This window comes from Streptomyces sp. NPDC048825, from assembly GCF_043198355.1.
Lineage (GTDB): Bacteria > Actinomycetota > Actinomycetes > Streptomycetales > Streptomycetaceae > Streptomyces > Streptomyces xiangluensis.
Genome location: NZ_JBICUR010000012.1, coordinates 151,340 through 173,404, shown reverse-complemented (window position 1 = coordinate 173,404; position 22,065 = coordinate 151,340). Strand labels below are relative to the sequence as shown.

Annotated in this window: 19 protein-coding genes; 9 read left to right on the top strand and 10 right to left on the bottom strand. The window is 68.8% G+C overall.

All coding sequences use genetic code 11. The annotated features are described in order from the left end of the window. Window positions 1-39 precede the first annotated feature (39 nt). Window positions 40-1,254: a fumarylacetoacetase gene (gene fahA, locus ACGFNK_RS27675; RefSeq protein ID WP_393420129.1), complete on the bottom strand. Its 1,215-nt coding sequence runs from the start codon at window positions 1,252-1,254 to the stop codon at window positions 40-42. A 194-nt stretch (window positions 1,255-1,448) separates the two neighbouring features. Here fahA and ACGFNK_RS27670 point away from each other — a divergent pair, with 194 nt between their 5' ends. The 6 genes from ACGFNK_RS27670 (at window position 1,449) to ACGFNK_RS27645 (ending at window position 8,356) form a co-directional block, all read left to right on the top strand. Continuing rightward, on the top strand, window positions 1,449-2,255 hold the full coding sequence (locus ACGFNK_RS27670; protein WP_393420127.1) for an HAD family hydrolase: 807 nt from the start codon (window positions 1,449-1,451) through the stop codon (window positions 2,253-2,255). Between the two features lie 359 nt (window positions 2,256-2,614). After that, on the top strand, window positions 2,615-3,625 hold the full coding sequence (locus tag ACGFNK_RS27665; RefSeq protein WP_344391508.1) for a polyprenyl synthetase family protein: 1,011 nt from the start codon (window positions 2,615-2,617) through the stop codon (window positions 3,623-3,625). 172 nt (window positions 3,626-3,797) lie between these two features. Further along, window positions 3,798-4,814 (top strand): CHRD domain-containing protein, encoded by a 1,017-nt coding sequence (locus tag ACGFNK_RS27660; protein WP_393420125.1) that lies wholly within the window; start codon window positions 3,798-3,800, stop codon window positions 4,812-4,814. 291 nt (window positions 4,815-5,105) lie between these two features. Next, window positions 5,106-6,332, top strand: a complete 1,227-nt coding sequence (locus ACGFNK_RS27655) for an outer membrane lipoprotein carrier protein LolA (RefSeq protein ID WP_393420123.1) — start codon at window positions 5,106-5,108, stop codon at window positions 6,330-6,332. Between the two features lie 76 nt (window positions 6,333-6,408). Then, window positions 6,409-7,404 (top strand): ABC transporter ATP-binding protein, encoded by a 996-nt coding sequence (locus ACGFNK_RS27650; protein ID WP_393420121.1) that lies wholly within the window; start codon window positions 6,409-6,411, stop codon window positions 7,402-7,404. Beyond that, window positions 7,391-8,356 carry an ABC transporter permease gene (locus ACGFNK_RS27645; protein WP_393420119.1) on the top strand — a complete coding sequence of 322 codons (966 nt, stop codon included), beginning with the start codon at window positions 7,391-7,393 and terminating at the stop codon, window positions 8,354-8,356. Before ACGFNK_RS27650 ends, ACGFNK_RS27645 begins: the two co-directional genes overlap by 14 nt. A 100-nt stretch (window positions 8,357-8,456) precedes the next feature. Here the strand turns inward: ACGFNK_RS27645 and ACGFNK_RS27640 are convergent, their stop codons facing one another. Both ACGFNK_RS27640 and ACGFNK_RS27635 read right to left on the bottom strand, forming a co-directional pair. Then, entirely contained in the window at window positions 8,457-8,921 is a 465-nt protein-coding gene (locus ACGFNK_RS27640; protein ID WP_393420117.1) for a VOC family protein, read from the bottom strand. A 54-nt stretch (window positions 8,922-8,975) separates the two neighbouring features. Further along, entirely contained in the window at window positions 8,976-9,416 is a 441-nt protein-coding gene (locus ACGFNK_RS27635; protein ID WP_393420115.1) for a winged helix-turn-helix transcriptional regulator, read from the bottom strand. Between the two features lie 105 nt (window positions 9,417-9,521). Between ACGFNK_RS27635 and ACGFNK_RS27630 the strand changes: the two genes are divergently transcribed. Beyond that, complete coding sequence (locus ACGFNK_RS27630; RefSeq protein WP_393420113.1) at window positions 9,522-11,018, top strand: MFS transporter; 1,497 nt, start codon at window positions 9,522-9,524, stop codon at window positions 11,016-11,018. A 50-nt stretch (window positions 11,019-11,068) separates the two neighbouring features. After that, window positions 11,069-12,289 carry a 4-hydroxybenzoate 3-monooxygenase gene (locus ACGFNK_RS27625; protein WP_393420111.1) on the top strand — a complete coding sequence of 407 codons (1,221 nt, stop codon included), beginning with the start codon at window positions 11,069-11,071 and terminating at the stop codon, window positions 12,287-12,289. A 3-nt stretch (window positions 12,290-12,292) separates the two neighbouring features. Here ACGFNK_RS27625 and rarD read toward each other — a convergent pair whose 3' ends face one another. Beyond that, on the bottom strand, window positions 12,293-13,198 hold the full coding sequence (gene rarD / locus ACGFNK_RS27620; protein ID WP_393420405.1) for an EamA family transporter RarD: 906 nt from the start codon (window positions 13,196-13,198) through the stop codon (window positions 12,293-12,295). Between the two features lie 293 nt (window positions 13,199-13,491). Next, window positions 13,492-14,346, bottom strand: coding sequence for an SDR family oxidoreductase (locus tag ACGFNK_RS27615; RefSeq protein WP_393420109.1), 855 nt, complete (start codon window positions 14,344-14,346; stop codon window positions 13,492-13,494). 91 nt (window positions 14,347-14,437) lie between these two features. Here ACGFNK_RS27615 and ACGFNK_RS27610 point away from each other — a divergent pair, with 91 nt between their 5' ends. Beyond that, on the top strand, window positions 14,438-14,842 hold the full coding sequence (locus ACGFNK_RS27610) for a winged helix-turn-helix transcriptional regulator (RefSeq protein WP_393420107.1): 405 nt from the start codon (window positions 14,438-14,440) through the stop codon (window positions 14,840-14,842). A gap of 101 nt (window positions 14,843-14,943) precedes the next feature. Here ACGFNK_RS27610 and ACGFNK_RS27605 read toward each other — a convergent pair whose 3' ends face one another. The 5 genes from ACGFNK_RS27605 to ACGFNK_RS27585 all read right to left on the bottom strand — a co-directional run bounded on the left by ACGFNK_RS27605 (window position 14,944) and on the right by ACGFNK_RS27585 (window position 22,042). Next, window positions 14,944-16,023 (bottom strand): 2-oxoacid:ferredoxin oxidoreductase subunit beta, encoded by a 1,080-nt coding sequence (locus ACGFNK_RS27605; RefSeq protein ID WP_393420105.1) that lies wholly within the window; start codon window positions 16,021-16,023, stop codon window positions 14,944-14,946. Continuing rightward, complete coding sequence (locus tag ACGFNK_RS27600; RefSeq protein WP_393420103.1) at window positions 16,016-17,947, bottom strand: 2-oxoacid:acceptor oxidoreductase subunit alpha; 1,932 nt, start codon at window positions 17,945-17,947, stop codon at window positions 16,016-16,018. The genes ACGFNK_RS27605 and ACGFNK_RS27600 overlap by 8 nt, the downstream gene beginning before the upstream one ends. A 340-nt stretch (window positions 17,948-18,287) precedes the next feature. Continuing rightward, a complete protein-coding gene (locus ACGFNK_RS27595) occupies window positions 18,288-18,947 on the bottom strand; it encodes a LuxR C-terminal-related transcriptional regulator (RefSeq protein WP_386341020.1) in 660 nt (219 codons plus the stop codon). Between the two features lie 217 nt (window positions 18,948-19,164). Continuing rightward, window positions 19,165-20,532, bottom strand: coding sequence for a sensor histidine kinase (locus ACGFNK_RS27590; protein WP_393420101.1), 1,368 nt, complete (start codon window positions 20,530-20,532; stop codon window positions 19,165-19,167). 313 nt (window positions 20,533-20,845) lie between these two features. Continuing rightward, on the bottom strand, window positions 20,846-22,042 hold the full coding sequence (locus ACGFNK_RS27585) for a sensor histidine kinase (RefSeq protein ID WP_393420099.1): 1,197 nt from the start codon (window positions 22,040-22,042) through the stop codon (window positions 20,846-20,848). Window positions 22,043-22,065 lie beyond the last annotated feature (23 nt).

Below are 22,065 nucleotides of genomic sequence, written 5' to 3'. Positions count from 1 at the left end.
GCGGACGACCGGGTGAGGCAGAGCGGATGAGAGAGCTACTCACACGCTCGGTACGACCTGACCCGTCACCTCGCCCAGTCCCACCCGGGTTCCGTTCGGCCCCGGTGCCCAGGCCGTCAGCGTGACGACGTCACCGTCCTCGAGGAACGTCCGCTTGCCGTCGGGGAGTTCGAGGGTGTCGCGTCCGTTCCAGGTCAGCTCCAGCAGCGACCCGCGTTCGCGCTCGTCGGCTCCGCTCACCGTTCCCGAACCGTAGAAGTCACCGCTGCGCAGGGAGGCGCCGTTCACCGTCATATGGGCCAACTGCTGGGCGGCGGTCCAGTACATGGTGGAGAAGGGCGGCTCGGAGATGACGTGGCCGTTGAGGGCGACGGAGATACGCAGGTCGTAGCCGCCGGGTTCCTCGGAGGCGTCGTCCAGGTAGGGGAGCAGGGGGTGAGTACGGGACGGGGGCGCGACCCGGGCATCGTCCAGGGCGTCGAGCGGAGTGATCCAGGCCGACACCGACGTGGCGAAGGACTTGCCGAGGAAGGGGCCGAGGGGGACGTACTCCCAGGCCTGGAGGTCGCGCGCGGACCAGTCGTTGAGGAGGCAGAGGCCGAAGACATGGTCGCGGAAGTCGCTCAGCGGCACCCGTGAGCCCATGGCGGAGGGCGTACCCACGACGAAGCCGACCTCTGCCTCGATGTCCAGGCGGACGGACGGCCCGAAGACCGGCTCGGGGTCCGTGGGTGCCTTGCGCTGGCCACAGGGGCGTACCACGTCCGTGCCGGACACCACGACGGTGCCGGACCGGCCGTGATAACCGATCGGCAGGTGCTTCCAGTTGGGGGTGAGGGAGTCGGCGGCGTCGGGGCGGAACATCTTGCCGACGTTGCGGGCGTGGTTTTCCGATGCGTAGAAGTCGACGTAGTCCGCGACCGTGAAGGGGAGGTGCAGGGTTACTTCGGAGAGCGGGTGCAGCAGGGGTTCGACGGTCTCCCGGTGGGCGGGCACGGTCAACCACGCCGTGATCGCTCGTCGCACATCCGACCAGGCCGTACGGCCCGCCGCGAGCAGGGGGTCGAGGGTGCGGCGGGCGAGCAGACGGACGTACGGGGAGCCGAGCGCACGGGCCGCGCCGCCCGCGTCGAGGACGTGGTCGCCCAGCCGGACACCGACACCGCGCTCCGCGGACCCGGCTGGGGAGAACACGCCGTACGGAAGATTGTGGGGACCGAAGGGATCGCCCTCGGGGACCTCGAAGGGGCGCATGGAGTGCTGCCTCGCTTTCCGTGTGGGTGGGGATCACGTTACGGGGAGTTGACGCCCGCATCCCCTGAACTCCTCCACCATCCGGTCGGCGCGCCGATTTCTCGGGCGTACGGTGGCGCGAGAGATGGTCGAGGTGTCGGACGACGTCCGGTTCGGGGCGGGTCGAGGGGTCGTTCGATCCGTATTCTCTGATCATGGCCGCACCGATCGCATATTCACTTATTGCCACTGACCTGGACGGAACGCTGCTCCGCGGCGACGACACCCTCTCCGACCGGTCACGGACCGCGCTGGCGGTGGCGGCCACGGCGGGGGCCCGGCACCTTGTGGTGACGGGGCGACCGGCGCCGCGCGTGCGGCCGTTGCTCGACGAACTGGGCGGTCAGGGGCTGGCGGTGTGCGGGCAGGGGGCGCAGTTGTACGACGCCGGTGCCGACCGCATGGTGTGGTCAGTGACCCTCGACCGGGAACTGGCCGAGACGGCGCTCGGCAAGATCGAGGCGGAGGTCGGGGACGTGTACGCGGCCGTGGACCAGGACGGTGTCGACGGGCTCACGTTGATCGAACCGGGTTATGAGATGCCGCATCCGACGTTGCCGGCGGTGCGGGTTCTCCACCGCGGCGACCTCTGGACGAAGCCCATCAGCAAGGTGCTTCTGCGCCATCCGTGCCTGACGGACGACGAGTTGGCATCGGCGGCCCGCGGAGCCGTCGGTTCCCTCGCCACCGTCACCATGTCCGGCCCCGGCACCGTCGAACTTCAGCCATGCGGAGTGACCAAGGCGACCGGACTTGCACTCGCCGCCGCCCACCTCGGTCTCACCCGCACCACAACGATCGCCTTCGGTGACATGCCCAACGACATCCCCATGTTCGACTGGGCAACCCACGGCGTAGCGATGGCCAATGCCCATCCCGAACTCAAGGCGGTGGCCGACGAGGTGACCCTGTCGAACGAGGAGGACGGCATCGCGGTGGTATTGGAGCGGCTGTTCCGCTGACCCGTGGCCGTCACAGAAACAGCTCCTCCCGTGCGCGGGCGTACGCCCTGTCCCCGGCCCGGGCGATCTCCGAAGCGGTGGGAACGGAACCTTCCGTGCCGTGTGCGTCGTTGTCCTAGCAGGTCGCTGGGAACATACCGCCAGTGATCCCATAGCGCCTGGCCTGGACGGGCAGGCGCTCACTGTGATCGAAAGGCGACCGGATACGCTGACTTGAGTGCGAGCAGCGACACATCGACAAACACTTGCAGCACACAAGACACACAGAACACAAACAGCACCCACCGCACCAGCAGCAGCAACAGCACCAAGAGCACGCAGAGACCGCCCTTGAGAGCGTCAGCAGACAGGAGACCCTCGTGACCGTCGTCGGGCCGTTCGGGCTGAGCGTGCGGGACCAGGCTCTCGAAGCCGATGTCCAGGCCGGATTGGCGGCTGTCGAGGAGGGCCTGCTCGAGGCCACCAAGAGCGAGGTCCCTTTCATCACGGAAGCCGCGCAGCACCTGGTGCGCGCGGGCGGCAAGCGGTTCCGGCCGCTGCTCGTGATGCTCGCCGCGCAGTTCGGTGACCCGTACGCGCCGGGTGTCGTGCCCTCCGCCGTGGTCGTGGAGCTGACCCACCTCGCCACGCTGTACCACGACGACGTGATGGACGAGGCGGACGTACGCCGCGGAGTGCCCAGCGCGAACACCCGCTGGGGCAACTCGGTAGCGGTGCTCACCGGCGACTTCCTGTTCGCGCGCGCCTCGCACATCCTGGCCGACCTCGGGCCGGAGGCCGTACGGATCCAGGCCGAGGCGTTCGAGCGCCTGGTCACCGGCCAGATTCTGGAGACGGCCGGGCCACGCGACGGACGCGACCCGATCGACCACTATCTGGACGTGATCGGCGGCAAGACCGGCTCGCTGATCGCCGTGTCGGGACGGTTCGGCGCGATGATGTCGGGCGCCGACGAGACCGTGGTGGACGTGCTCACGCAGTACGGGGAGCGGCTCGGCGTCGCCTTCCAGCTCGCCGACGACGTACTGGACATCGCCAGCGATTCGCACGAGTCCGGCAAGACGCCGGGCACCGACCTGCGCGAGGGCATCCCCACCCTCCCCGTGCTGCGGCTGCGCGAGCGCGTGGAGCGGCTAGGGCTGGCCGAGGACATCGCGTTGTCCGAGCTGCTCGACTCGGACCTGACGGATGACGCCCGGCATGCCGAGGCACTCTCCCTCCTCCGCGCCCACCCGGCCCTGGAGCAGGCCCGCCGCGACACCGTTCGGTACGCCGAGGAGGCCCGCGCCGCACTGGTGCCGCTGCCGGAGTGCGGTGCGAAGGCAGCGCTCGTGGAGCTGTGCGACGCCGTGGTGCACCGGGCGGGCTGACCCCGCCGCAGTCTCTGAACCAAGGGCCCGAACCAGACTCCCGAACCAGGACCCGATTCAGAGTGATGCACGTCACATAGTTGGATTGAGTCCAGACTCAGATCTACTCCGTATTCAAGCCCAGAAGCTGACGCAGGGGGTGTCAGCTGAATTACGGGGAGAAAACAGAATCATGGGGACATTCATCACGTCCGCGAAGCGCCGTAAGAGCCTGGTCATCTCTGGTGTCGCGGTGGCCGCCGCGGCCGGTGTCGCAGCCGCCGTCATCCCGGCGGTCGCCGACAGCGGGAACCAGGGCAAGGGCGCGAACCACGCGCAGCACGGGGGCCAGTCCCTCGAGGTGCAGAGCGGCCTCGCGGGCGGCAGTGGCAGCGGCGGCACCATCCTTGCCGCGAGCCTCAACGGCGCGAACGAGGTGCCGGTCCAGGGCGGCCCCGCCGTCGGCGACAAGGACGGCGCGGCGCTCCAGTTCGTGAAGGTCAAGGGCGACAAGGTGTCCGTCGCGGTCAAGTGGCGCGGCACCGACAAGCCGACCCTGCTCCACATCCACCAGGGCGCCAAGGGACTCAACGGCGGTGTCAAGGTCGACTTCACCAAGCTGCTGGAGAAGGCCAAGGGCCGTACGGTCACCGGCACGGTCAAGGTCGAGGACACCGCCCTGCTCGACCAGCTGAAGTCCAACCCGGGTGGTTTCTACGCCAATCTGCACACTGCAGAGTTCCCGGGCGGAGCCGTCCGCGGCCAACTCCACAAGGTCACCACGGACTTCGACTTCAAGAACGCGCTGCACAACTTCCAGGCCTCCGTCATCAAGGGCAAGCAGATCTACGAGTGCAAGAAGGCGGACGACGGCACCACCGCCTTCGCGCAGCGTGATGTGCGCGCCGTACTCGGCGGTGGCATCGCGCACTCCTTCGTGAAGCCCAACTCCGGTACGCCGCAGTGGATCGCGCCGGACCGCAGCGCGGTCACCGGTGCGCTGATCTCCAAGACGCCGAACGGCGACAAGAACATCCCGGAGCTGGACCTCAAGGCCACTCAGTCCGGCAAGCACCGCGGGCTGTTGGCCGGTACGGCCGAGATCCTTCGGCTGAACACGGTGGGCGGGGTGGCTCCTGCCGGGTCCTGCGAGGAGGGGGCCATCGTGGGTGTGCCTTACGGGGCGGACTACGTGTTCATCAACCGGTGATCGACCCGCTGTTGCCCGGCGATCCACGGCCTGTTGAGGTGATGACCGGCCGGCTCTGAACGGAATTACGGGCGGCGTCTTCCCGCACGACCCTTACGGGGCGGGGGAGGCGCCGCCCACTCGTGTCATACCGCAGCAGTACACGGAGTTGCCTCCAAGGTCTGACGCTTCTCGTCGGCCGATTTGGTCTGATTGGAAACACCACTTCACAGGAGTTCGGGTGACAATGGCGGCCGGGGTGGACGAGTGCAATGACGGTTAGCCGCCGCCGACGACGGAGGTAGGGCACACATGGCACCGTACGAATCCGACGACGACACGAACGAGGAGCTGCGGACCGGCCGGCGCAAGGCGGCGCGGTACGTCGTCCCCGTCGCGGTGATGGGGTTGGCGGCGGCGACCATCGGGCTGGTCCCGGCGTTCGCGGGCTCCGGCGACCCCGACCTGCCGGAGATCACCGCTGAGCAACTCATAGAGAAGATCGCCGCGTCCGACGTACAGCAGCTGTCCGGCACGGTGAAGGTCAGCACGAATCTGGGCCTGCCGGACCTCGGCGGCCTGGAGAGCAGCTTCGCTCCGGGTGGCGGTGGCGCCGGCGGTTCCGACGACGAGGGTTCCTCCGCCGATCCGTCGACCAAGCTCATGGAACTGGCGTCCGGTACGCACACGTTGCGGGTCGCCGCCGATGGCCCGGACAAGCACAAGGTCTCGCTGCTGGACAAGGCCGCCGAGTACAGCCTGATCCACAACGGCGACGAGGTGTGGGCGTACGACAGCGCGTCGAACGAGGCGTTCCACATGAAGGACGCCTCCGGTGCCGCCGAGGACAAGAACAAGAAGGAAGAGGCGCCGAAGGACGTCCCGACCACGCCCAAGGAGATGGCCGACGAGGCGCTGAAGGCGGTCGACGACACGACGTCCGTGACCGTCGACGGCACGGCTCAGGTCGCGGGCCGCGATGCGTACAAGCTGGTCATCAAGCCGAAGCAGTCCGGTTCGACGGTCGGTCAGATCTCGATAGCGGTGGACTCCAAGACCGGTATGCCGCTGAAGTTCACGCTGAGCCCGGCGAGCGGTGGCGCGGCCGTCGTGGACGCCGGCTTCACCAAGGTCGACTTCAGCAAGCCGGATGCGTCCACCTTCGACTTCAGCCCGCCGAAGGGGGCGAAGGTCACCGAGGGCGACGAAACGAAGGCCGAGGACCAGGCACGTCCGAAGGCCGAGGAGGACCTGGGCCAAGGGCTCGAAGGGCTCGAAGGGTTCGAAGGGCTCAAGACCATAGGCGAGGGCTGGACCACCATCGCCCGGTTCGACACCGGCGGCGAGGGCATACCGTCGGCGTCCGGCGACGCGGGCAGCTTCCTCGACTCGCTGGGCACGAAGGTGAGCGGCAAGTTCGGCTCGGGCACGGTCTTCTCGACCCGACTGGTCAACGCGCTCATCACGGACGACGGCCAGGTGTACGCGGGCGCCGTCACGAAGGACGCACTGGTGAAGGCGGCCAACTCCGCGAAGTAACAGGCAGAGAGCGACAGGGAGTTGGTGCCCGACCGGAGGGTTCTGGTCGGGCACCAGCAGGGAGTTGAGGGAGTCGATGGCGGAACGGTCCACCGCGGAACCGGGCAGCGGGCCGGGAACTGGTCCGGAAACCGGGCCGGACACGGTGATCGCCACCCGTGCGCTCACCAAGCGCTACCGCGGCGGACAACTCGCCGTCGACGGCCTCGATCTGGCCGTCCCGGCGGGCAGCGTCTTCGGCTTCCTGGGGCCGAACGGCTCCGGCAAGACCACCACCATCCGAATGCTGATGGGCCTGATCGAGCCGACTTCGGGCACGGCGCGCGTCCTGGGACAGCCCATACCGCGCGCCACCCGCACGGTGCTCCCGCAGGTGGGCGCGCTGATCGAGGGACCGGCTCTGTACGGATTCCTGTCCGGCCGCGACAACCTCCTGCGGTACGACTCCGCCGACCCGACCGCCGATCCCCGCACCCGGCGTACACGCGTCGCGGCGGCCCTCGACCGGGTCGGACTCACGGCCGCCGCGAGCAAGAAGGCGAAGGCCTACTCCCTGGGCATGAAGCAGCGGCTGGGTTTGGCGGCGGCACTGCTCCAGCCGCGCCGGCTGCTGGTCCTGGACGAGCCGACCAATGGGCTCGATCCACAGGGGATGCGCGAAATCCGTTCGCTGGTACGGGAGTTGGCGTCGGACGGTACGACCGTCTTCCTCTCCTCGCATCTGCTGGACGAGATCGAGCAGGTGTGCACGCATGCCGCGGTGATGGCGCAGGGGCGGCTGATCATCCAGGGGCCGGTGGCCGAGCTGGCGGCCGGCGCCCGTGGCCGGCTGGTCGTCACGACGCCGGATCCGGGCGACGCGGCCCGTGTACTGAAGGAGCAGGGCGTGGCCGACGTCGTCGTCACGGAGGACCGGGTGACCGGCGAGCCTCCGGACGACCGCGACCTCGCCGAGGTGAACGCGGCCCTGGTGTCGGCGGGCGTTCGCGTACGGGGCTTCGGGGTCGAACGGGCTTCGCTGGAGGACGCGTTCGTGGCGCTTACGGGGGAGGGCTTCGATGTCGCGGGCTGAAGCATCTGAGGCCTCTGGAGTCTCGGAAGGCTCTCAAGCCTCAGGGATCTCTGAGGTTTCGGAGGTAACTGACGTCAGCGCCGGCTCCGGCACCGCCGAGGTCGTCGGCGTGCGGAAGCCGAGTCCGCTGTGGACTCTCGGCCTGCTGCGCAACGAGCTGGTGACCACCCTGCGCCGGTGGCGGACGATCGCGCTGCTGGGGGTGCTGGCCGCGGTGCCGGTGCTCGTCGGGATCGCCGTGAAGATCGAGACGAGTGACGGCGGGGGTGGTGGCGGCGCGGGACCGGCGTTCGTCTCGCAGATCACCAACAACGGTCTGTTCCTGGTGTTCACCGCGCTCGCGGCGACGCTGCCCTTCTTCCTGCCGATGGCGATCGGAGTCATCGCGGGGGATGCGATAGCGGGCGAGTCGAACGCAGGCACGCTTCGCTATCTGCTGGTCGCACCCGCGGGGCGTACGCGGCTGCTGCTCACGAAGTACGCGACCACGCTGGCGTTCTGTGTAGTGGCGACGCTTGTCGTGGCGGTGTCGGCGCTGATCGTGGGCTCCCTGCTGTTCCCACTCGGCGAGCTGACGACGATCTCCGGCACACGGATCAGCTTCGGTGAAGGGCTGGGGCGGGCGTTTCTGATCGCGCTGACCGTCGCCGCTTCACTGATCGGGATAGCGGCGCTCGGCTTGTTCGTCTCGACGCTCACCGGCAGCGGCATAGCGGCGATGGCGACGACCGTGGGCCTGCTGATCACCATCCAGATCCTCGACCAGATACCCCAACTCCACGCGATACAGCCGTACTTCTTCTCGCACTACTGGCTGTCCTTCGCGGACCTGATGCGCGATCCGGTGTACTGGGACGATCTGCTCCGCAACCTCGGCCTTCAGGGCCTGTACGCGGCGGTGTTCGGCACGGCGGCGTGGGCGCGGTTCACGACCAAGGACATCACCGCCTGACCGATCACCGCCTGACCGATCACGGCCTGACCCATCACCGTCTGGCCGGTCACCGCCCGACCCCTCACCGCCTGACCGGCGGCTTGTATGGGCGGGGCGCTCAGTGGACGCAGAATTCGTTGCCCTCCGGGTCCGTCATGATGACCCACTCGCCCCCTGGCTCCTTCATCTCGCGCAGGACCGCAGCCCCCAGGTCCGTCAGCCGCGCGACCTCCGCCTCGCGTTGCCCGGGCCCGGCGTGTACGTCGATGTGCAGCCGGTTCTTGACGGTCTTCGGCTCCGGTACGCGCTGGAACAGCAGGCGTCGGCCGAGGCCCGTGCCGCTCTCCTTGTCGTACGGGTCCTGCGGGTGTCGTACGGCGACGAGATCGCGCCAGGCCTTGTGGCCGTGGGACTCGACAATGATCTCGGGCGGTACGGCGCCGAAGCCCAGCAGGCGTTCGATGAGGACGCTGTTGTCCTCGACTTCGTAGCCGAGGGTGGCGGCCCAGAAGTCGGCCTGGGCGTGCGGGTCGGCGGCGTCGATGACGAGCTTCCAGTGGAGGGGCATGGGCGACTGAGTCATGGATGGACGGTACGTCGGATGGGGGTTTCCCACGGGGCTTTCGCCCCGCCGCACCTACCCTCTCCCACTCTCGGCCGCGTCATACGCCTGCCGGGCCGCCGCGATCTCCCCCTGGTGTTCCTCCGTCCATGTCACCAAGGAGCGGATCGTCGTGTGCAGCGTCCGGCCGAGTGGAGTCAGTTCGTACTCGACCCGCGGGGGCACCACTGGATACACCGTTCGTTTCACCAGGCCGTCCCGTTCCAACTGCCGCAGGGTGACCGTCAGCATGCGCTGGCTGATGCCGTCGATCTCCCGTCGCAGTTCTGTGAAGCGGAGGCGGCGGTTGTCGAGGAGGGCGATCACGAGCAGGGACCACTTGTCGGCGACTCGGTCGAGGATCTGGCGTACCTGGCAGTCCTCGCGGGTGTCCCACTGGAAGGGGTCCGTGTCGCCGTAGTCCACGCCCACGGTGCCCGCGCAGTTACTCGGTGACTTCAAAGTGCCTTCTTCCATAGTCTTGGATGCTGCCGCAGGCTGGCCATGGTTACAAGAGGGAACCGACCCTCAGTCGAGTAACCGCCTCTGCCTCACAGCCCCCTGCCTCGAAGGAGTCCTGCCATGGGCACCCGTGCCTGGGCCCTGCTGCTCGTCCTCTGCGGAACGATCTTCCTCGAGGGCATCGACGTCGCCATGCTGGCCGTCGCGATCCCCTCCATCCGAGCCGATCTCGAGCTGTCGACGAACGCGGCGGCGTGGGTGATCAGCGCATACGTACTCGGTTACGCCGGCTTCACCCTGCTCGGCGGTCGCGCGGCCGACCTCCTGGGCAGACGCCGGATGTTCCTCACCTGGCTGACCGTCTTCCTCGCCTTCTCGGGTCTCGGCGGATTCGCCACGGAGGGCTGGATGCTGATCGTGGCCCGTTTCGTCACGGGCGTCTCGGCGGCCTTCATGACTCCGGCCGCGCTGTCCCTCATCACGACCTCGTACGAGGAGGGCCCGCAGCGCAACAAGGCCCTGCTCGTCTTCGCGGGCACAGCGGCCGGCGGCTTCTCGCTCGGCCTGGTCATCGGCGGCCTGCTGACCCAACTCGGCTGGCGCTGGGTCTTCTTCGCACCGGTACTGCTGGCGGCGGCGATCCTGATCGCGGCGGTACGCCTGGTTCCGGCCCAGCCCGGCGGGGGCCGGCAGGAAGAAGCAGACGGGCGCCCCCAGCCGCGTACGACAGAAACGGCCGCAGCCGACCGCCGAGGTTTCGACTTCCTCGGTGCCGTCACCGCCGCCGGAGCCATGCTGCTCGCCGCGTACGCCGTCATACGACTCGAACACGGCCTGGACGGCTGGCAGTTGACGGCCGGGGCGGCAGTCGCCGCCGCGCTCCTCGCCACCGCATTCGTCGGCGTCGAACGCCGCAGCCCCGCGCCCCTCGTACGCCTGGGCATCCTGCGCAAGGCATCCGTCGTACGGGCCGATCTCGGCGCGCTGCTCTTCGTCGGCGCCTTCTTCGGCTTCCAGTTCGTCGTCACGCTCTATCTGCAGGAGCTGCGCGGCTGGTCCTCGCTCCAGACGGCGATCGCCCTGGTGGTGATGGGCTGCGACGCGATCCTGGCGCCGACGCTCACGCCCCGGCTGGTCAACCGGTTCGGCAACGGGAGGGTGATCCTCGGCGGCTTCGTCCTGGGGATCGTCGCGTACGGGCTCTTCCTGCCGGTCGGCATGGACTGGACGTACGCCGCGATGTTCCCCACTCTCCTCATCGCGGGCATCGCCTTCGCCCTGGCCTACGGTCCGCTCACGATCGCGGCGACGGACGGCGTCACGGAGTCCGAACAAGGCCTGGCGGGCGGTCTGTTGAACACCGCGACCCAGTTCGGCTCGGCCCTCGGAATCTCGGCGGTGACGGCGGTGTACGGCCTGGCCTCCTCGGGCTCGGACCCGGGGTCCACCCTGTCCGCCTTCCGTACGGCACTGATCGTGCCCGTGGCGATGGTGACGCTGGGTGCGCTGATCTCGTCCTTCGGTCTGCGTGGCGGGCGAGGGAGGCGGGTGGCTGGAGCGACTGCCGAGGCGAGCTCCGATGTGAGCGCCAACACGGCCCGGCAGACGGCGAGTTGAAGATGCGCGGGCACACCACACAGCACGGTGCTCGCCGACATACTGTCCTTATGACGGACACCGCCGCCCCCTCCACCTCGTCCACAGAGCGCACCTCGGTCGTCGTCGTCGGTGCCGGCCCCGCCGGTCTCACCGTCGCCAACATCCTGCGTGCCGCCTCCGTCGACTGCGTGGTGCTGGAGACGGAGAGCAGGGAGTTCATCGAACAGCGGCCCCGCGCGGGCTTCCTGGAGGAGTGGGCGGTGCGCGCCCTGGAGCGGCGCGGCCTCGCCGACCGGCTGCTGGAGAACGCCCAGGTGCACAGCGAGTGCGAGTTCCGGTTCGCGGGGGAGCGGTACAGGTTCCGGTACGGCGACATGTCCGGGCACCACCACTTCGCCTATCCCCAGCCGTTGTTGGTGACGGATCTGGTGCGCGTGTATGCGGACGAGCGGGGCGGTGACATCCGTTTCGGCGTACGCGACGTGGAGTTGGGTGCCATCGACTCGGATCAGCCCTCGGTGTCGTACACGGATCCGGACACGGGCGGGCGCGTACGACTCGACTGCGCGGCCGTGGCGGGCTGCGACGGTGCGCGCGGTGTCACCCGGGCGTGCCTGCCGCCGGAGCACGTCGGCGTCGCCCGGCACGAGTACGGCATCGGCTGGCTGGCGCTGCTCGCCGAGGCGCCGCCGTCGAACGACTGCGTCGTCTTCGGTATCCATCCGCGGGGCTTCGCGGGGCATATGGCCCGCAGCCCGCAGGTCACCCGCTACTACCTGGAGTGCCCGCCCGGCGACGACCCCGAGAACTGGTCGCACGAGCGCGTCTGGGCCGAGCTCCACGAGCGGCTCGCGGCGGACGGGGCCCAGCCGCTCACCGAAGGGCGGCTGATCGAGAAGCGGGTCCTGGACATGCACAACTACGTCGTGGAACCGATGGGGTACGGGCGGCTGTATCTGGCCGGCGACGCGGCTCACCTCCTGGCGCCGATCGGCGCGAAGGGCATGAACCTCGCGATCCACGACGCCCTGCTGCTCGGCGACGCCCTCATCGCGTACTGCGGCAAGGGCGACGAGAGCGGGCTCAGCGGTTACTCGGCGGCCTGTCTGGGGCGAGTGTGGCAGTACCAGGAGTTCTCGATGTGGCTGTCGGACATCTACCACGGCGCCTCGTCCGGTGACCCGTTCCGGGCGGGCATCACCGGGGCCCGGCTGCGGCGGACTCTCGCCTCGCCCACTGCCGCGGCCGGGTTCGCGGGGCTGTACATCGGCAAGGACGCCGATTACTGACCTCTAGAGCCGGGGGCTCGAGGTCGGCTTCTGGATCTCCGGGACGTCCGCGTCGACCCCAGCCGCCTGCAGAGTCAGCCTCGCCCGGTGTGACGTCCGCAGCGCATCCCACGTCAGCAGCGACAGCGCGGCCCACACCAGCGCGAATCCGGCCCACCGCTCGGCTGGCATGGCCTCATGGAAGTACAGGACGCCGAGCAGGAACTGCAGCACCGGTGCCAGGTACTGGAGCAGTCCGAGCGTCGACAACGGTACGCGGATCGCCGCCGCCCCGAAGCAGACGAGCGGCGCCGCCGTCACCACACCGGTCGCGGCCAGCAGTGCCGCGTGCCCGGCGCCCTCGGCGCCGAACGCCATGTCGCCCTGCCCCGCCAGCCACAGCAGGTAGCCGAGCGCGGGCAGGAACTGGATCGCCGTCTCCGCGGCCAGCGACTCGAGACCACCGAGGTTGACCTTCTTCTTCACCAGCCCGTAGGTCGCGAAGGAGAAGGCGAGGCAGAGGGAGATCCAGGGCGGCTGCCCGTACCCGATCGTCAGCACGAGGACGGCGGCGAAGCCGATGCCGACCGCTGCCCACTGTGCGGGCCGCAGCCGCTCCTTCAGGAGCAGGACGCCCATCGCGATGGTGACGAGCGGGTTGATGAAGTAGCCGAGGGACGCCTCGACGACGTGACCCGTGTTGACGGCCCAGATGTAGACGCCCCAGTTGATGGTGATCACGGTGGCCGCGACCGTGATCAGCCCCAGTCTGCGCGGCTGCCGCAGCAGTTCGCCGGCCCAGGCCCAGCGCCGTATCACCAGCAGCGCGATCGCGACGACGCCGAGCGACCACACCATGCGGTGGGCGAGGATCTCGACCGCTCCTGCGGGCTGGAGGAGCGGCCAGAAGAGGGGGACGAGTCCCCACATGCCGTACGCCGCGAAGCCGTTCAGCAGGCCTATCCGCCGCTCACCCCTGGACTCCACCGGCACGACCTCTCCCCTCTCGCACGGCTGCGAGCGCGCAGCCGTTCACGACGGTAGCGCCGAACACCCCCGCCTGTCATGGACGTATCCGCGATACGGTCATTACAAGCGGGGGTGGGGGCGACGGCGCTCGAGGGCAACGGGTGGAGTCGGACCTCGGACGCCGTCGCTCTGGAGGAGGCTCGGGGAAGATCGAGCAGGTCAGCCCTTGAGCGCCGTCGCGATCTTCGAGCAGGTCAGCCCTTGAGCGCCGTCGCGATCGAGTCCGCGATCGGGGTGGTCGGGCGGCCGGTCAGCCGGGACAGATCGCCGCTGGTGACGACCAGCTCGCCCTTCTCGATGGACGCGTCCACGCCGGCGAGGATCGCGGCGAGCGGCTCGGGCAGCCCGGCGCCCGTCAGAATGCCGGTGTAGGCCTCGACGGGGACGGCGCTGTACACGATCTCCTTGCCGGACGCCTTGGCCACCTCGGCGGCGTACTCGGCGAAACCCCACGCGGTGTCGCCGCCCAGCTCGTACGTCTTGTTCTCGTGGCCCTCGCCGGTCAGCACCGCCACGGCGGCGGCCGCGTAGTCCGCGCGGGCGGCCGAGGAGACCTTGCCCTCGCCGGCGGCCTGGACGACGGCGCCGTACTCCAGGACCGGGGCCAGGTTCTCGGTGTAGTTCTCGTTGTACCAGCCGTTGCGCAGCAGGGCGTACGTCACGCCGGACTCGAGGATGGCGGCCTCGGTACCCCGGTGGTCGTCGGCCAGCGCGGCGGACAGGCTGCCGGGGGCGCTGGTGTACGCGAGGAGCGCGACTCCGGCGGCCTTGGCGGCTTCGAGGACGACCTTGTGCTGGCCCACGCGGCCCTTGTCGAACTCGTTGCCGGAGATGAGGAGGACCTTGTCACCGGCGGAGAAAACGCTGTCGAAGGTCTCGGGAGCGTTGTAGTCGGCGACGGCTACCTTCACGCCGCGGGCCGCGAAGTCCGCGGCCTTCTCCTCGCTGCGGACGACAGCCGTGATCTGGTCGGCCGGGACCTTCTCCAGCAGCCCTTCGATGACGAGACGGCCGAGGTGTCCGGTGGCTCCGGTGACGACAATGCTCATGATGTTGCAGCTCCTTGTGGTGTGGGTATGCACTAACCATAGGGCCTGCACTAACTCTCCGAAAGTACCCACTTTGAAGTAAGGTACTGGCATGGCCGTAAGTGATGCAGTTGTCACCACTCCCGCAGTAGCCGGCAAATGGAACGTCGAGGGCGAGGCGATGTGCCCTCATCGCCTCGTGCTGGAGCACGTCACCAGCCGCTGGGGCGTCCTCGTCCTGATCCAGCTCCTGGACCGCCCGCACCGCTTCAGCGAGCTGCGCCGTGCCATCGGGCGCGTCAGCGAGAAGATGCTCACGCAGACGTTGCAGACCCTGGAGCGGGACGGGCTGGTCCACCGTGACGCGAAGCCGGTGATCCCACCGAGGGTGGACTACTCGCTGACGGACCTGGGCCGCGAGGCCGCCGAACAGGTGCGAGCGCTGGCCGCCTGGACGTCGCACCGCATGGACGCGGTGCTGAAGGCGCGTGAGGAGTATGACGCGGCCAGGGAGTAGTTCCCGAGTAGTTCCCTCCCCGACGAGTGACGTGAGGGCCTGGGCGCTGCTGTACGTCATGCACGTACAGCAGCGCCCAGGCCCTCAGGCCCGACTACCGGTCAGCCCACGACGGTCCAGGTGTCCCCGCCCGCCAGCAGTGCTGCCAGGTCGCCCTTCCCGTTCTGCTCGATCGCCGTGTCCAGCTGGTCCGACATCTGGGTGTCGTACACCGGCCGGTCCACCGAGCGGAAGACGCCGATCGGGGTGTGGTGCAGCGTGTCCGGGTCGGCCAGGCGCGACAGGGCGAACGCCGTCGTGGGGGACGGGGAGTGCGCGTCGTGGACCAGGATCTGCGACTCGTTCTCCGAGGTGACGGTGACGACCTTCAGGTCGCCCGTCAGCTGGTCCCGTACGACACCCTTCGTGCTGTCCGTGCCGAAGCGGATCTGCTGGCCGTGCTGGAGGCGGATGACCGCCTCCTCGGCCTGCTGCTTGTCCTTCAGGGCCTCGAAGGCGCCGTCGTTGAAGATGTTGCAGTTCTGGTAGATCTCGACCAAGGCCGTGCCCGGGTGGGCGGCCGCCTGGCGCAGGACCTCCGTGAGGTGCTTGCGGTCGGAGTCCACGGTGCGCGCCACGAAGGACGCCTCCGCGCCGATGGCCAGCGAGACCGGGTTGAAGGGCGCGTCCAGCGAACCCATCGGCGTCGACTTCGTGATCTTGCCGACCTCGGAGGTCGGCGAGTACTGGCCCTTCGTGAGGCCGTAGATCCGGTTGTTGAAGAGCAGGATCTTCAGGTTGACGTTCCGGCGCAGGGCGTGGATCAGATGGTTGCCGCCGATGGACAGCGCGTCGCCGTCACCGGTCACCACCCAGACGGACAGGTCCTGCCGGGACGAGGCCAGGCCCGTCGCGATGGCGGGCGCGCGGCCGTGGATGGAGTGCATCCCGTAGGTGTTCATGTAGTACGGGAAGCGGGAGGAGCAGCCGATGCCGGAGACGAAGACGATGTTCTCCTTCGCCAGGCCGAGTTCGGGCATGAAGCCCTGCACGGCGGCGAGGATCGCGTAGTCACCGCAGCCGGGGCACCAACGCACTTCCTGATCGGACTTGAAGTCCTTCATGGACTGCTTGCCCTCGGCCTTGGGCACGAGAGAAAGCGCCTCGATCGTGTCCGCGCCTTCCGTGGTCGTCTCAGCCATCGATGGCCTCCTTGAGAGCCGTGGCGAGCTGCTCAGCCTTGAACGGCATACCGTTGACCTGGTTGTAGGAGTGCGCGTCCACCAGGTACTTCGCCCGGACGAGCGTGGCGAGCTGCCCGAGATTCATCTCGGGAATCACCACCTTGTTGTAACGCCTCAGCACCTCGCCGAGATTCCGCGGGAACGGGTTGAGATGGCGCAGATGGGCCTGCGCGATGCTCTCCCCGGCCGCGCGCAGCCGCCGTACCGCCGCGGTGATCGGCCCGTACGTCGACCCCCAGCCCAGTGCGAGCATCTGCGCGCCATGCGGGTCGTCGACCTCGATGTCCGGTACGTCGATGCCGTCGATCTTCGCCTGGCGCGTACGCACCATGAAGTCGTGGTTGGCCGGGTCGTACGAGATGTTGCCCGTACCGTCCTGCTTCTCGATGCCGCCGATACGGTGCTCCAGGCCGGGCGTGCCCGGAATCGCCCACGGGCGGGCGAGAGTCTGCGGGTCGCGGCGGTAGGGCCAGAAGACCTCGGTGCCGTCGTCCAGGGTGTGGTTGGGGCCCTGCGCGAATTGCGTGCGCAGATCCGGGAGTTCGTCGATGTCCGGGATGCGCCAGGGCTCGGATCCGTTGGCCAGGTAGCCGTCGGAGAGCAGGAAGACCGGGGTGCGGTAGGTGATCGCGATCCGGGCGGCTTCCATGGCTGCCTCGAAGCAGTCGGCGGGCGTGCGCGGGGCCACGACCGGGACCGGGGCCTCGCCGTTGCGGCCGTACATCGCCTGCAGCAGGTCCGCCTGCTCGGTCTTGGTCGGCAAGCCGGTGGACGGGCCGCCGCGCTGGATGTCGATGACGAGGAGAGGGAGTTCGAGGCTCACGGCCAGACCGATGGTCTCGCTCTTGAGGGCCACACCCGGACCGGATGTCGTGGTCACGGCGAGCGAGCCGCCGAAGGCCGCGCCCAGGGCTGCGCCGATGCCGGCGATCTCGTCCTCGGCCTGGAAGGTGCGTACGCCGAAGTTCTTGTGCTTGGACAGCTCGTGCAGGATGTCCGAGGCCGGTGTGATCGGGTACGAGCCCAGGTAGAGCGGCAGGTCGGCCTGGCGGGAGGCGGCGATCAGGCCGTACGACAGGGCCAGGTTCCCGGAGATGTTCCGGTACGTACCGGTCGGGAACGCCTGCGAGGCCGGGGCGACCTCGTACGAGACCGCGAAGTCCTCGGTGGTCTCGCCGAAGTTCCAGCCCGCACGGAATGCGGCGATGTTGGCCGCCGCGATGTCCGGCTTCTTGGCGAACTTCGACTTCAGGAACCTCTCGGTGCCCTCGGTGGGCCGGTGGTACATCCAGCTCAGCAGGCCCAGCGCGAACATGTTCTTGCTGCGCTCGGCCTCCTTGCGGGAGAGGTCGAACTCCTTGAGTGCCTCGACCGTCAGTGTGGTGAGGGGGACGGGGTGGACGTGGTAGCCGTCCAGAGAGCCGTCCTCCAGCGGGTTCGTCGCGTAGCCGACTTTGGCCATCGCCCGCTTGGTGAACTCGTCTGTGTTGACAATGATCTCGGCGCCGCGCGGCACATCGCCGATGTTGGCCTTCAGCGCGGCCGGGTTCATCGCCACGAGTACGTTCGGCGCATCGCCCGGCGTGAGGATGTCGTGGTCGGCGAAGTGCAGCTGGAAGGACGAGACGCCCGGCAGGGTTCCGGCAGGGGCACGGATCTCGGCGGGGAAGTTCGGCAGTGTCGACAGGTCGTTGCCGAAGGACGCCGTCTCCGAGGTGAAGCGGTCGCCGGTGAGCTGCATACCGTCACCCGAGTCCCCCGCGAACCGGATGATCACTCGGTCGAGGCGGCGTACGTTCTTGGGGCCCGCGCCCGCCGGTCTGCGCTGTTCTCCTACGACGGCTCCGTCGGCCTGTTCGGTTGGACTGACCTGGCTGGTCACTGAACTGGACCTCCCTCGAGGCGGCTGTCTGGGAACGGCCTGCCCGCAAGCGCTCCCACCTTCAACCCTACGTCTGTAAGGGTCGCCTTCCCTCGGCCATTCGCATGATGGACACCACGTTGAGACCGTATGACGCACCGATTTGCCACGACTTATTCACCCTCTGGCCTCTATGTCTGAGGACGCTCACGGCTCGTCCTTTGGTTCTAGGACGGGGTTCCAGTGGTGCACGGACTTCTGCTGAGGAGGGTTCTCCTGGGCGATCGCGGCCTTCATGAGTCCGGGTCGGGGCGCTTCCGAGTTCGGGTGGGCCCCGATCATCAGCTCGGGAGGAGTCGGATCACGAGTTCAGGTAGGTCAGGACCGCCAGGACGCGTCGGTGGTCGCCGTCGCTCTGGGACAGGCCGAGCTTCAGGAAGATGTTGCTGACGTGCTTCTCCACGGCGCCGTCGCTGACGACCAACTGCCGGGCGATCGCGGAGTTCGTCCGCCCCTCGGCCATTAGTCCCAGGACCTCTCTCTCGCGGGGGGTGAGTCCCGCGAGTACGTCCTGCTTCCGGCTGCGGCCGAGCAGCTGGGCCACCACCTCCGGGTCGAGTGCCGTGCCTCCCCGGGCCACGCGTACCACCGCGTCGACGAATTCACGTACCTCGGCTACCCGGTCCTTGAGCAGGTAGCCGACGCCGTGGCTGGAGCCGGCGAGGAGTTCTGTGGCGTACTGCTCCTCCACATACTGCGACAACACGAGTACGCCGAGTCCCGGGTGGTCTTTGCGGAGCTGCACCGCGGCCTTGACACCTTCGTCGGTGTGGGTGGGCGGCATGCGTACGTCCGCGACGACGACGTCCGGCAGTGTGCCCTGGGCTGCCAGTTCGGTGATGGTCTTGATCAGCGCTTCGCCGTCGCCCACTCCGGCGACGACTTCGTGTCCCCGGTCGGTCAGCAGCCGGGTCAGGCCCTCCCTGAGCAGCACTGAATCCTCGGCGATGACCACTTGCACCCTGTCCTCCACGATCTCTGGCCCCCCAGCCTGGCGCAGGCTTGCGCGTAAGGGGTCCAGCATTTCACCTCCGGCGGTTGGGCGGGGTGGGTTCGTGGGTTGGTGCGGGTTCGTTGTGGCTGGTCGCGCCCTGCGTCTCCGCCACGGGGCGCGACCAGCCATGACGGGCCCGCAGTCGCCAATGAACCGAACCCACCCCTCGGGTAGGCGCCCCTGCTTAACCGCCGGAGGCAACCCGCCAGGGCAGCTCCGCCGTGATGCGGGTCGGGCCGGCGACCGGGGAGTCGACGACGAGGATGCCGTCGACCGCGTCGAGGCGTTCGGCGAGGCCCGCGAGGCCGGAGCCGGCGGAGGCGTCCGCGCCGCCTATGCCGTTGTCGACGACCTGAAGCATCAGGCGGTTGTCGACGCGCCAGACGTCGACGTACGCCCGCGTCGCCCGCGAGTGCTTGCTGACGTTCTGGAGAAGCTCGGAGACGGTGAAGTACGCGATGCCCTCGATGGCGGGCGCCGGCCGGGACGGCAGGTCCACCTCGACCTGAACCGGCACCGTGCAGCGCGAGGCCACCGCGGACAGCGCGGCATCGAGCCCCCGGTCGGTGAGGACGGCGGGATGGATGCCACGAGCCAGGTCCCGCAGTTCCTGGAGTGCCGTCTTCACCTCACCATGCGCCTCGCCCACCATCCGCGCCGCCGCCTCCGGATCCTCCGTCAGCTTCTCCTTGGCCAGCCCCAGGTCCATGGCCAGCGCGACCAGCCGCGCCTGCGCCCCGTCGTGCAGATCCCGCTCGATACGCCGCAGGTCGGCGGCAGCCGTGTCGATGACGACACCGCGGTCCGACTCCAGCTCCACGACCCGCGTCGCCAGCCGCGAAGGCCCGAGCAGCCCGTGCACCAGCAGCCGGTCCACCAGCGTCAGCGCCCGTACGATCCACGGCGTGGCCAGTGTGAGCAGCAACCCGAGCAGCGCGGTGACGGTGACCTCGAAGGGGTTGTCCAGGTAGATCCGGTGCGATTCGTCCCCATAGAGCTGAAGCCCGCCCTGACCGCCGTACACCGGAAAGACCCAGAACCACAGCGGATACGTCAGCATTGCCCAGCCGTACACCCAGAAGTTGATCGCCACCGCAAACGCGAACACGGCCCACGGGAAGTGCAGCACCGCGTACAGGAGATGCCGCCAGGACGCTCCGCTCTTGAGCATCGCGCCCATCCATGCCATCGGGCCCTGCTTCCGGACCCGCAACGGCTCCGGCGCCGCGACCTCCAGACCCAGCAGCCCGCGTGCCCGCGCACGCTCCAGCGCGCCGAATCCTCGGCAGCCGGCCAGCGCCGCCGCGAGCACGGGAATGCCGAGGAACGTGATCAGCAGGCCCGCGCCCACCGACACCATCGTCACGGCGAAGGTGAACATCAGGATGCCGACCGGCAGGCTCAGCATCAGATAGCCGAACTCTTTCCAGCTGCGCGCCTCGATCGGCGCCCGCAGCGCGGCCGGGAGCCGGTGCCGCCGCCCCTCGATGCCCTCCCCGAGGAACCCGGGCCCAGCGTTTCCCCCGTAGCCCTGTCCGTACTCCGTCGCCATGGCCGCCGTCCGTTTCTACTAGGTCCTTACTCGGTCCAGTTGTCCGATGTCGTAGTTCCACACTGCTCGGTGCCAGGTCCGCGGACCATGGAGTACGTCGGCGTCTTGAGGCGGGGGTTTTCCCTACCTCTGGGCCGCCTCGGGAGTACACGGGGTGGTGCAAGTGGTGGGGTGGCGGCTCGGATCGCGGCGGGGTGACATGGGGCGCAGCACGGCCGGGGCGAGTAGCTGTACGCCAGGCAGTGGCGTACGGAAGGGGCGTCCGAGAGGAAGGGCCGTACGACCCGCAGCCGTACGACCCGCAGCCGTACGCCTACCCTCGCGCCGGCTCCTCCGTCCGGTCCCGCCAGGGGAGTTCCGCCGTGATCGTTGTCGGGCCGCCTATAGGGGACTCGATGACGAACAGGCCGTCGACCGCGCCGAGCCGGTCCGCGAGGCCCGCCATTCCCGTGCCGCCGTCGAGGGAGGCGCCGCCGCGGCCGTCGTCCCAGACCTGTATGAGCAGGCGGTTGTCCGACCGCCAGACGTCTACGGAGGCGGACCTCGCCCCGCTGTGTTTGCTGACGTTCTGGAGGAGCTCGGAGACCGTGAAGTACGCGATGCCCTCGATGGCCGCGGCGGGGCGCATCGGCAAGTCGGCCGTCACCTTGACGGGGACCGTGCAGCGGGAGGCCACCGCGGACAGGGCGGCGTCGAGTCCGCGGTCGGTGAGGACGGCGGGATGGATACCCCGGGCCAGGTCGCGCAGTTCCTGGAGCGCCATCTTCACCTCGCCGTGCGCCTCCTCGACCATCGATGCCGCGGTGTCGGGGTCCTCCAGGAGCTTCTCCTTGGCCAGACCGAGCCCCATCGCGAGGTTGACGAGGCGCGCCTGTGCCCCGTCGTGCAGATCCCGCTCGATGCGCCGCAGGTCGGCCGCGGCCGTGTCGACGACCACCCCCCGGTCCGACTCCAACTCGGCTATACGTCGCTCCAGTTCGTCGGAGGGCGACAGCAGCCCGCGGACCATCGCCCGGTCCGCGTTCGCGAGCCCGCGCACGATGAACGGCAACACCGGCCACAGCGCGAACAACGAGGTCAGCGTGATGGTGAAGGTGAGGATGCCCCAGGGCAGCCGCATGAAGTCGTACAGCACCGTCCGCCAGCCGACCGGATCCCTCAACGCCATCCACAGTCTGGAGAGGAACCCGCTCTGGCCGCGGAACGGCAGCGGACTCGGCTCCTCCACCCGTACCCCGAGCAGAGCCCGGGCCCGGCCCCGCTCAAGCTGGCCCAGCAGACGCGCGCCCATCAGCCCGCCCGCGAGCAGCGGAAGACCGATCACCGTCAGGCTCAGGAAGGCACCGGTGGACAACACCGTCACCACGTATGTGAAACCGACCAGCGACACCGGCAGGTTCGCCAGGAGATGCGCGATCTCCTTCCAGGTGTGCCGGTCATAGGCGAAGCGCACGGGTGGCGGGCGGTCGCCGCCGCCCCGGGTGTCGGTGGCGAGGATGGATTCGGTCATAACCGATAGGGTGCCGGGCCGCG

Bases quoted from the DNA above. Each gene is read 5' to 3' on its own strand.
- fahA (WP_393420129.1), bottom strand. From the start codon at position 1,254: ATGCGCCCCTTCGAGGTCCCCGAGGGCGATCCCTTCGGTCCCCACAAT.
- ACGFNK_RS27670 (WP_393420127.1), top strand. From the start codon at position 1,449: ATGGCCGCACCGATCGCATATTCACTTATTGCCACTGACCTGGACGGA.
- ACGFNK_RS27660 (WP_393420125.1), top strand. From the start codon at position 3,798: ATGGGGACATTCATCACGTCCGCGAAGCGCCGTAAGAGCCTGGTCATC.
- ACGFNK_RS27655 (WP_393420123.1), top strand. From the start codon at position 5,106: ATGGCACCGTACGAATCCGACGACGACACGAACGAGGAGCTGCGGACC.
- ACGFNK_RS27650 (WP_393420121.1), top strand. From the start codon at position 6,409: ATGGCGGAACGGTCCACCGCGGAACCGGGCAGCGGGCCGGGAACTGGT.
- ACGFNK_RS27645 (WP_393420119.1), top strand. From the start codon at position 7,391: ATGTCGCGGGCTGAAGCATCTGAGGCCTCTGGAGTCTCGGAAGGCTCT.
- ACGFNK_RS27640 (WP_393420117.1), bottom strand. From the start codon at position 8,921: ATGACTCAGTCGCCCATGCCCCTCCACTGGAAGCTCGTCATCGACGCC.
- ACGFNK_RS27635 (WP_393420115.1), bottom strand. From the start codon at position 9,416: ATGGAAGAAGGCACTTTGAAGTCACCGAGTAACTGCGCGGGCACCGTG.
- ACGFNK_RS27630 (WP_393420113.1), top strand. From the start codon at position 9,522: ATGGGCACCCGTGCCTGGGCCCTGCTGCTCGTCCTCTGCGGAACGATC.
- ACGFNK_RS27625 (WP_393420111.1), top strand. From the start codon at position 11,069: ATGACGGACACCGCCGCCCCCTCCACCTCGTCCACAGAGCGCACCTCG.
- rarD (WP_393420405.1), bottom strand. From the start codon at position 13,198: ATGTGGGGACTCGTCCCCCTCTTCTGGCCGCTCCTCCAGCCCGCAGGA.
- ACGFNK_RS27615 (WP_393420109.1), bottom strand. From the start codon at position 14,346: ATGAGCATTGTCGTCACCGGAGCCACCGGACACCTCGGCCGTCTCGTC.
- ACGFNK_RS27610 (WP_393420107.1), top strand. From the start codon at position 14,438: ATGGCCGTAAGTGATGCAGTTGTCACCACTCCCGCAGTAGCCGGCAAA.
- ACGFNK_RS27605 (WP_393420105.1), bottom strand. From the start codon at position 16,023: ATGGCTGAGACGACCACGGAAGGCGCGGACACGATCGAGGCGCTTTCT.
- ACGFNK_RS27590 (WP_393420101.1), bottom strand. From the start codon at position 20,532: ATGGCGACGGAGTACGGACAGGGCTACGGGGGAAACGCTGGGCCCGGG.
- ACGFNK_RS27585 (WP_393420099.1), bottom strand. From the start codon at position 22,042: ATGACCGAATCCATCCTCGCCACCGACACCCGGGGCGGCGGCGACCGC.